Consider the following 10,037-nt stretch of genomic DNA (forward strand, 5'->3'; position numbering starts at 1 on the left):
CCGGCTCAGATGGTTGTACACATCGGGTTCCCCCTCATTGTCGTGTACATCGAACATAGGATCAATATTGACCACGTTGGTCATCCGTTCCAAGGCACAATAGGCTTTGTAGACTCCTAGGGAGCAATAGTCAGCCCCACCGATAAAAATAGGAACGATACCTCGAGCTATCAGATACTCCGCGACATGTTGAACGGCAAACAATGTGTCTTCGACCGAATGACCGGAATGTATATCTCCAAGGTCTACGATCTGAAGATCGGAAGTGTCCACGAAGAGAGAGTATAGAGCTCTTCTAACTGGATCCACACCATGAGCGCAGCCCTCATTCTCATCGGAGTTCCTTCCCTCACGTATTCCGATGATTGCTAATTGGACATTATCCAAAGCGGGAATCTCCTTGTCATGGAAGCGCATGTAATCTCCTATGCTGGAGTCAGCAAAGGATACTCCACGGAACAGATTCTCGGGAATCGCTTGTAGATATATGCCGATGTCCTCTGTCATTTCTTTCGGCTTCTGGATCGCTTGGCCGGGGCAGCCTCAGCGAGTTTTTTACATTCTTCCAAGGTCAGGTCTTCGGGTTTGACATCCTTAGGTATACGTACGTTCTTTTTTCCGGCCTTGATGTAAGGTCCGTAGCGTCCGTTGAGCACCTGTATGCTTTCATCTTCAGGGAAAGTCTTGATGAACTTGTTCTTGTCGGCCTCTAGTTTGGCTTGATACAACTCGAGAGCTTGTGGAAGTTCTATGGTATAGGCGTCATACTCCGCATCCTTTGGTATGGAAACAAAGGTCTTCCCGACACGCACATAAGGGCCGAATCTTCCGATGGCTGCGACCACATCATCTTCGCCAGAATTACCTAAGGTGCGGGGTAGTTCAAAGAGCTTCATAGCCTCCTCGAAGGTCAAGGTCTGTATGCTCTGTTCCTTGCGTAGCGATGCGAAGCGCGGTTTTTCTTCATCTTCTACCCGGCCGATCTGTACCATAGGGCCATATCTTCCGATGCGGGCTATTACCTCCTTGCCCGAGACAGGGTCTTTTCCGAGTACACGTTCACCGGTCGCTCTTTCTGAGTGCTCCAAGGTATTCTCGATATCCTTGTGGAAGGGACGGTAAAACTCCTTGATCATATCCTGCCACTGAAGTTGGCCATTGGCGATATCATCGAACTTCTGTTCTACACTGGCTGTGAAATTGTAGTTCAACACATCTTCAAAGTTGTCGACCAGGAAATCATTGACCACAATGCCGATATCGGTCGGGAAGAGTTTATTGCGCTCCGTACCGATGACTTCAGGATGGGTCGATTCCTCGATTCCTCCATCCTTCAACACGATCTTGCGATGTGGGGTCTCCGTACCGTCTCGACTGTCTTTCTCCACATAGCCACGCTTCTGTATGGTACTGATGGTGGGGGCATAGGTAGAAGGTCTTCCGATGCCCAGTTCTTCCAGTTTCTTCACTAAGCTGGCTTCAGTGTACCTAGGAGGATGTTTGGTGAAACGTTCTTTTGCGGTGAACTCGGTCAATTTCAATGACTGACCTACTTGGACCGGTGGGAGTACTCCTTTCTTCTCTTCATCGTCCTCATCATCTTTTCCTTCTAGATAGACCTTGAGGAATCCTTCGAATTTGATCACCTCTCCACTGGCATTCAATTGCTCGGGGCGAGAGCTGATATCGATCTTGATATTGGTCTTCTCCAATTGAGCATCCGCCATCTGTGAAGCGATGGTCCGTTTCCAAATGAGCTGATATAGCTTATCCAGATCGGAATCGGATACGGAATTGACTCCGATATCGGTCGGTCGTATGGCTTCGTGGGCCTCTTGGGCGCCTTTATTCTTAGTAGTGTATTTCCGAGGCTGTGAGAATTCAGCTCCGTACTTGCTCGTGATGACCTCCTTGCTCTGACCTATAGCCTGATCGCTCAGATTGACCGAGTCGGTCCTCATGTATGTGATGTGCCCTGCTTCGTACAGTTTCTGAGCTTTGCTCATGGTGAGCCCTACAGGATATCCCAGTTTCCTAGAGGCCTCCTGTTGTAAGGTGGAAGTGGTGAACGGGCTGGCTGGGGTGCGTTTTCCGGGTTTCACTTCGAGGTCGGCCACGCTGAATTCAGCTTCGATGCAGTCACTGAGGAATTTTCGGGCTTCTTCTACTTCGGAGAATCGCGCTGGAAGTTCCGCTTTGAGCTCACTTCCATCGATATCGAAGAGGGCGACCAGTCTGAATGATGAGGTGGATTCAAAATCCATGATCTCCTTTTCACGCTCTACGATCAAGCGTACTGAGACTGATTGCACACGACCGGCTGAGAGACTCGGTTTCACCTTTTTCCAAAGCACAGGAGATAGCTCGAATCCCACCAAACGATCCAGCACCCTTCGGGCCTGTTGGGCATCTACTAATTTCCTATCAATCTCTCGGGGTGAGTCTATAGCACGCTGTATGGCCGTCTTGGTGATCTCATTGAATGTGATGCGCTTGGTCTTTTCCCGATCCAGCTTCAAGGCTTCTTCCAGGTGCCATGAGATGGCTTCTCCCTCGCGATCCTCATCCGTTGCAAGCCAGATGATCTCCGCCTCTTTGGCCAATTTGCTCAGTTCATCGATCACCTTCTTCTTATCGGGACTGATCTCATAGGTCGGCTCGAAATCATTCTCGATGTCGATAGACAACCCTTTCGATGGAAGGTCACGTACATGCCCATAGCTTGATTTGACTATGAAGTCCTTTCCGAGATATTTCTCAATGGTCTTTGCTTTGGCAGGTGACTCTACGATGACAAGGTTCTTGGCCATTTTCGTTTGTTGAGGGATTTGACTATCAGATGATTCTCACCATCGTTTTCGCTGCAAAGTAATAGACAGCGATCCGCACATACTACGGTCCACCTCATTGATTTGTCAAGATTGCAGCCTATACATATATATATAAAAACATAGTTTTTATGTCAGTCGGCCATGCTGACACATTGTCAGTATGCACTACCTTTGCCATCCTTTTTACAAGAAGCAGAAGAAATATGCGGGATTCGGATCAGATGTTGGATGAGGCCAGACAAGGTGAAGCAATACGCCTCAATGGAGCGGAAAATGGCAAGAAACTCTATTTGGAGAGTTATGGATGTCAGATGAATTTCTCCGATTCTGAGATTGTAGCTTCCATTCTTCAGAAAGAGGGTTTCACAACGACTCAAGAGGCAGATAAGGCAGACGTCATATTGCTCAATACCTGCGCTATACGCGAGAATGCGGAGCAAAGGGTAAGAGGGCGGATCCAACAATTCAATCAGATAAAGGCCAAGAACCCGGGTACGGTCATAGGAGTACTTGGATGCATGGCAGAGCGATTGAAAGCCAAATTGCTCGAAGAGGAAAAACTGGTCGATCTCGTAGTAGGCCCTGATGCCTATCGAGACCTACCCAATCTGGTGGAGCAAGCTGATGAAGGACATAAGGCGGTCAATGTCCTTTTGAGCCGGGAGGAGACCTATGCCGACCTGAATCCTATCCGCCTGAATAGCAATGGAGTCACAGCGTACATATCGATCATGCGGGGTTGTGATAATATGTGCAGTTTTTGCGTGGTCCCATTCACTCGAGGTCGGGAACGGAGCAGAGATCCTGAATCCATCGTACATGAAGCCCAGTATCTTTTCGACCAGGGATATCGTGAGGTCACCTTACTCGGCCAGAATGTGGACTCGTATCGATGGAATCTGACGCGTAAGGACGAGAAAAAAGACCCGGACAAAGAGAGCGTCAACTTCGCTCAGTTGCTGAAGAAGGTTGCTGATGTGAATCCTGACCTGCGGGTGAGATTCTCCACATCTCATCCCAAGGATATGACCGATGAGGTACTGCACACGATGGCAGCACACGAGAATATCTGCAACTACATCCATCTGCCGGTTCAATCAGGTAGTACTGCAGTTCTGGAGAATATGAATAGAGGGTATAGTAGAGAATGGTATCTCGAACGTATCGATGCTATTCGTAGGATAATTCCACATTGTGGCATTTCCACGGATATAATGACCGGTTTCTGTGGTGAATCCGAGCAGGACCATCAAGATACGCTAGACCTGATGGAGCAAGTGAGATTCGATTTCTCCTACATGTTTGCCTATTCCGAACGCCCCAAGACCTTGGCGCAGAGAAAGTTAGAGGATGATATCCTTGAAAAGGTCAAGAAATCAAGACTCCAACAGGTGATAGATCTACAGAGCAAACACAGCATGGCAGCTAATAAGGCGATGCTGGGTAAGGTCCATAAGGTACTGATAGAAGGGACTTCCAAGCGTTCGAATGAGGAGCTATTCGGTCGGACTACGCAGAATGTGGTCATGGTATTTCCGAAACAGGATAAGAAGAAAGGGGATTATGTACATGTATTGGCCGAAGAGTGCACAGCAGCCACACTCAGAGGGACCATCGTAGAACCTGCAGATTGAGGCATATGGAAATCCAGTCAGTCAAACAACGATTTGGGATAATAGGGAATTCCCCCTTGCTCAACAGAGCGATCGACATCGCTATGCAAGTGGCACCCACGGACATTTCTGTTCTCATTTCGGGTGAAAGTGGTACGGGGAAAGAAGTCATGCCTCAGATCATCCACAATCTGAGTCACCGTAAGCATGGAAAGTATATCGCTGTGAATTGTGGAGCGATTCCCGAAGGGACTATAGACAGTGAGTTCTTCGGTCATGAAAAGGGGTCATTCACAGGTGCATCGGAGACCCGTAAAGGATATTTCGAAGTGGCCGATGGAGGAACGGTATTCTTGGATGAAGTGGCAGAGATGCCCTTGCAGACACAGGTACGTCTATTGCGCGTACTGGAGACTGGAGAATTCATAAAAGTCGGTTCTTCAAAGACACAGAAGACCGATGTACGCATAGTTGCTGCTACCAACAAGGATATCCCCGAGGAGATAAAGAAGGGTAGGTTTAGAGAAGACCTCTATTATCGATTGAATACAGTCCCTATTACTTTGCCTCCTTTGCGCAAGAGAAGAGAAGATATCCTTCTCATATTCAGGAAATTCGCAGTGGACTATTCTGATAAGTATCGGATGCCATCCATCAAACTCACTCCAGAAGCAGAGCAGTATCTGGTCAATCATTCTTGGCCGGGTAACATCCGTCAATTGAGGAACCTGACCGAGCAGATGTCGGTGATTGAAAAATCCAGGGAGATCGATCCGGTGACCTTGCAGCGCTATCTTCCTGTGGAAGGTTCCAGATTGCCGGCCATCATCGATAAAGAAGCTCCGAAGGACATGTCCGAGCGTGAGATCCTGTACAAGGTCCTTTTCGATATGCGTAACGACATGAATCAACTCAAAGCCTTAGTAGGTGATATGATGACGCGTAATTCGTCCATCGATATCTCTGCCGAGAATGAAGCTTTTGTCAAGCAAATCACCAATGAGGATAGCGCGGAAGTACCGAGTCATGAGATTGTCAAACGCAGCGATCCTGTCTACCCTTATGAGATAGTCACGCAAGATGATTCTGGCAGCTCCTTCGAGGAACATGAAGAGGTGGAAGAATCCCTATCTCTGGTGGACCATGAGAAAGAACTGATCATAAAAGCCTTGAAGAAACATGGCAACCGCAGAAAGAAGGCGGCTGAAGAACTAGGGATCAGTGAACGTACGTTGTATCGGAAGATCAAAGAATACGACATCGTATGAGAATCGGTCTCCTACTACTTGCTTGCCTATTCCTCATTCCTTCATGCAAGGTCAGGTATAGTTTCAGCGGTGGCTCTGTGCCTGCGGAGGCCGACACTTTTTCTGTATCCTATTTCCTGGTACGTGCACCACTGGCCGACCCGAATTACGGTCAACAGGTGACCGAAGGACTTAAGGACCTGCTACTGGATCAAAGTCCATTGAATCTGGCAGATGAGGATGGTGATATACACTATGAAGGAGAAGTCACTCGCTATGAGATCAACCCAGTAGCGGCCTCTGGAGATGAAGTTTCTACCAGGAATAGATTGACTATCGAGCTCAAGGTCAGGTACTTCAACAAGATAGAACCTGATAAAGACAAGCAGCTGACGCTCAGGCAGTTCGAGGACTTCGATGCGGAAGATGAGTTTGCTGATATCGAAGAGACACTATTAGAAGAGATCAATACCAAGATTCTTCAGGATATTTACGATCAAACACTGGGAGATTGGTAAATAGACCGGACATAGCCGAAGTGATGGGCGTCAATGCAAAGGACCTCCATAGTGCAGAAGAAATTCAAGAATTCCTTCAGCAACATCCATACAGTCACGTGCTGCGTCTAGCGCATCTCGATCTTTTGAAGAAGAAAGGGGCCCTGGAATTCGATGAGTCTTTGACTGAGGCCGCCTTCCATATGCCCGTGAGAAAGATTCTACATGAACTTCGCGAAGAAGAGGAGAACGGCTTGACCATCCCACATGAAACTTTGGACGATGTTCCTACAGCTGAGGAGACTAAGGAGGTCGAAATAGAATCAAAGTCCGTAGGAATAAGAACTCCTGAAGATGGTCGATCGAATGATACCAAAGAGGAGAAGCCGGCAGATTTGGATCCCAAAAAGCAAGAGCTTGAACTCCAATATCTGGCCCAAGCTGTAGAGAGTTCCATACTAAAGGAGGCCGAACCGGAAAAAGAGGAGCCTGATGTCGTTGCGCCTCGGGATGAAGAAGAGGAAGTCCAAAAGCCCAAGACTGTTTCGGTGCCTAAGAGTTTTCTCGACTTCATTTCTGGAGAAAAGGTAGAGTCTCCCGACCCTCCACTTAAAAATAAGGACTTGATCGATGGTTTCTTGAAAGGGACAGAGAGGCCCAAAAAAGAATTCTTCGATGCTTCCAAAATGGCCAAGAAAAGCTTGGATGACTCTGGAGGAATGGTCTCTGATACACTGGCTCGTATCTATGTGAACCAAGGGAATTACGCCAAGGCCATCGATGCCTATGAACAGTTGATTTTGAAATATCCTGAGAAAAGCGATTACTTTGCAGCCCGAATTGAAAAGGTCAAGGACCTTAAGCGTATAAAGAGAAAGTGAAATGGGTACATTGATTACCGTCCTGATATTCTTGGTCTCCATCCTACTTGGAGTCATCGTTCTTATCCAGAATCCCAAAGGAGGTGGACTGGGAGCAGGTTTTGGAAATGTTAATCAGATAGGCGGTGTGCAGCGTACTGCTGATTTCTTGGAGAAAGCTACTTGGTCATTGGCCATAGGACTGGTGGTCCTTTGCCTTGCCTCTTCTTGGCACCTGTCCACCATGAAGACAGATTCTGTAGATACTCAAGACATCGAGACCATTGAAGCACCCGTTTCTACGGACGATGCTGCCGAGGAAGAGGACTTCTGAGGACTGAAAAAATTGCACTGGGAATGTCAGTTTGTCACAGATGAACTGACATTTTTTTTGGTATTCCCCCAAATGACCGATTGGCACGGAATATGACCCAGGGAGCGCGGACGTGATAGTCCGAAAAAGAATCAAACAAATAAGAATTTCAAAACCTTAGACTATGAATGTCAGACCACTTGCAGATAGAGTGTTGGTAGAACCAGCTTCTGCCGAGGAAAAAACAGCCGGAGGTATCATCATACCTGATACGGCAAAAGAAAAGCCCCAGAAAGGGACCATCGTGGCGGTAGGTAATGGCAAGAAAGACGAGCCATTGACCGTCAAAGCCGGAGATAGTGTCCTGTATGGGAAGTATTCGGGAACAGAGATCAGCATCGATGGAAAGGACTACCTCATCATGAGAGAGTCCGACATCTTCGCTATCGTCTGAGAGGAGAATCAGAAAGAATCATAAAACCATCAGTAGAAAAACAATATCATGGCAAAAGACATAACATTCGATGTAGAGGCGAGAGACAAACTCAAGAAAGGAGTTGACGCACTGGCCAATGCAGTTAAAGTGACCTTGGGTCCAAAAGGGAGGAATGTGATCCTCGACAAGAAATTCGGAGCTCCGAGTGTCACTAAAGATGGAGTATCTGTAGCTAAAGAGATCGAACTCTCTGACGCTATCGAGAACATGGGTGCACAAATGGTCAAAGAAGTTGCAAGTCGTACGGCAGACAATGCAGGAGACGGTACCACTACTGCGACCGTCCTTGCTCAGGCCATAGTGACCTCAGGACTGAAGAACGTGGCCGCTGGAGCCAACCCAATGGACCTCAAAAGAGGAATCGACAAAGCAGTAGGAGCCGTAGTTGCACACCTCAAGGCCAACTCTCAAGAAGTAGGAGATGACAACGAGAAGATCAAGCAAGTAGCTACCATATCGGCCAACAACGATACCACTATCGGAACTTTGATCGCAGAAGCGATGGAAAAGGTCAAGAAAGAAGGTGTGATCACTGTTGAGGAGGCCAAAGGCACCGAGACCACGGTAGAGGTAGTTGAAGGAATGCAATTCGATCGCGGATACCTTTCTCCTTACTTCGTTACCAATTCTGAGAAGATGGTCGCGGATCTGGAGAATCCTTACATCCTCATCTTCGATAAGAAGATATCTTCTATGAAGGATCTTCTGCCGATTCTTGAGAAATCTGCTCAATCCGGAAAGCCACTCCTCATCATCGCAGAAGATGTAGAAGGAGAAGCATTGGCCACCTTGGTCGTCAACCGACTGAGAGGAAGCCTGAAGATCGCAGCGGTCAAGGCACCTGGATTCGGTGATCGAAGAAAAGCCATGCTAGAAGATATAGCCATCCTCACTGGAGGTACGGTCATCTCTGAAGAGCAGGGAAGAAAACTCGAGGACGCTACTCTGGAGGACCTAGGAAGATGTGAGAAGATCACCATCGATAAGGACACGACCACCATCGTCAATGGAAATGGTGATAAGAACATGATCGAAGGCCGGGTCAAGCAGATCAAGGCGCAGATCGAATCCACTACTTCGGATTACGATAGAGAGAAACTTCAAGAACGCCTGGCCAAACTTGCTGGCGGAGTCGCAGTACTTTATGTAGGTGCTGCTACTGAGGTGGAGATGAAAGAGAAGAAAGACCGAGTAGATGACGCCTTACACGCTACCCGTGCAGCCGTGGAAGAAGGAATCGTTCCAGGTGGAGGTGTTGCATACATCCGGGCTATCGAAGCTCTGGAAGACCTCGATGTAGAAAATGAAGACCAGTCTACCGGTGTACAGATCGTTAGGAGGGCCATCGAAGAGCCGTTGCGTCAGATCGTTGCCAATGCGGGTGGAGAAGGGTCCGTTATCGTGCAGAAGGTCCGTGAAGGAAAGGATGATTTCGGTTACAATGCACGTACTGATGTATATGAGAACCTATTGAGTGCTGGTGTGATCGACCCCACCAAAGTGACTCGGATCGCTTTGGAGAATGCCGGCTCGATCGCTGGAATGTTGCTCACCACCGAGGCTGTGGTCTCTGATATCGAAGAAGATACCCCTGCTATGCCGCCAATGGGTGGAGGTGGAATGCCAGGGATGATGTAGATCGTCTTCGAAGCATATTGAAATTGCCCCCTCATCTTGAGGGGGCTTTTTTTTGACGGAAGGGGCATAAACCCTTAATTTCATGGATTCTATTAAAATTTTATCAGGTTGCGATTCATCCCCTCTTCATTCGTAACTATGGTGGCGTTGCTTCTACCTATGCTCTCCTACTCTCAGAGCGTGTCTTTCGTCAATGTTGCGGACTCCATCGGGTTAGATTATCAGTTCAATGGTCCTTCTACCGATGGGTCGGGCATATCATTTATTGACCATGATGATGATGGAAAGGACGATATCTCTTATGGCACCCATACCGGTCTGATTCCATCCTTTTGGCAGGTCATAGGTGATACTCTGGTCATGGATACATTATCCGGATTGGATTTCGAGATAGATGGTTCGAGATCTATCATCTGGGTAGATTACGACAATGATGGTGATAAGGATCTATGTCTTACCAATGTCAATAGCTTGATTACAGCTCCTGCAAGAGGTACTCCAAAACTTTATCGAAGAGATGCACCGGATATATTGGTCGATGT

The 10,037-nt window shown here is 47.6% G+C and carries 10 protein-coding genes; 8 read left to right on the top strand and 2 right to left on the bottom strand.

The window, feature by feature from the left end; genetic code table 11:
• Positions 1 to 507, bottom strand: a 507-nt coding sequence (locus HKN79_09575; protein ID NNC83817.1) for a hypothetical protein, incomplete at its 3' end; no start/stop codon positions are given.
• The gene (gene topA, locus HKN79_09580; protein ID NNC83818.1) at positions 504 to 2,810 is read right to left on the bottom strand and encodes a type I DNA topoisomerase; all 2,307 of its coding nucleotides are present in this window, start codon (positions 2,808 to 2,810) and stop codon (positions 504 to 506) included. The genes topA and HKN79_09575, both read right to left, overlap by 4 nt.
• A 224-nt stretch (positions 2,811 to 3,034) precedes the next feature.
• Here topA and miaB point away from each other — a divergent pair, with 224 nt between their 5' ends.
• The 8 genes from miaB to HKN79_09620 all read left to right on the top strand — a co-directional run.
• A complete protein-coding gene (gene miaB / locus HKN79_09585) occupies positions 3,035 to 4,465 on the top strand; it encodes a tRNA (N6-isopentenyl adenosine(37)-C2)-methylthiotransferase MiaB (protein ID NNC83819.1) in 1,431 nt (476 codons plus the stop codon).
• 5 nt (positions 4,466 to 4,470) lie between these two features.
• Positions 4,471 to 5,712: a sigma-54-dependent Fis family transcriptional regulator gene (locus tag HKN79_09590; protein NNC83820.1), complete on the top strand. Its 1,242-nt coding sequence runs from the start codon at positions 4,471 to 4,473 to the stop codon at positions 5,710 to 5,712.
• Positions 5,709 to 6,209, top strand: coding sequence for an LptE family protein (locus HKN79_09595; protein NNC83821.1), 501 nt, complete (start codon positions 5,709 to 5,711; stop codon positions 6,207 to 6,209). The genes HKN79_09590 and HKN79_09595 overlap by 4 nt, the downstream gene beginning before the upstream one ends.
• Positions 6,203 to 7,069 carry a hypothetical protein gene (locus tag HKN79_09600; protein ID NNC83822.1) on the top strand — a complete coding sequence of 289 codons (867 nt, stop codon included), beginning with the start codon at positions 6,203 to 6,205 and terminating at the stop codon, positions 7,067 to 7,069. Before HKN79_09595 ends, HKN79_09600 begins: the two co-directional genes overlap by 7 nt.
• A gap of 1 nt (position 7,070) precedes the next feature.
• The gene (secG, locus tag HKN79_09605; GenBank protein ID NNC83823.1) at positions 7,071 to 7,382 is read left to right on the top strand and encodes a preprotein translocase subunit SecG; all 312 of its coding nucleotides are present in this window, start codon (positions 7,071 to 7,073) and stop codon (positions 7,380 to 7,382) included.
• 163 nt (positions 7,383 to 7,545) lie between these two features.
• Complete coding sequence (locus tag HKN79_09610) at positions 7,546 to 7,815, top strand: co-chaperone GroES (protein NNC83824.1); 270 nt, start codon at positions 7,546 to 7,548, stop codon at positions 7,813 to 7,815.
• Positions 7,816 to 7,863: 48 nt separating this feature from the next.
• A complete protein-coding gene (gene groL, locus HKN79_09615) occupies positions 7,864 to 9,495 on the top strand; it encodes a chaperonin GroEL (protein NNC83825.1) in 1,632 nt (543 codons plus the stop codon).
• A gap of 138 nt (positions 9,496 to 9,633) precedes the next feature.
• Positions 9,634 to 10,037: hypothetical protein (locus HKN79_09620; GenBank protein ID NNC83826.1), on the top strand; the 404-nt coding region annotated here is incomplete at its 3' end.

It is taken from the genome of Flavobacteriales bacterium, from assembly GCA_013001705.1.
Lineage (GTDB): Bacteria > Bacteroidota > Bacteroidia > Flavobacteriales_D > JABDKJ01 > JABDLZ01.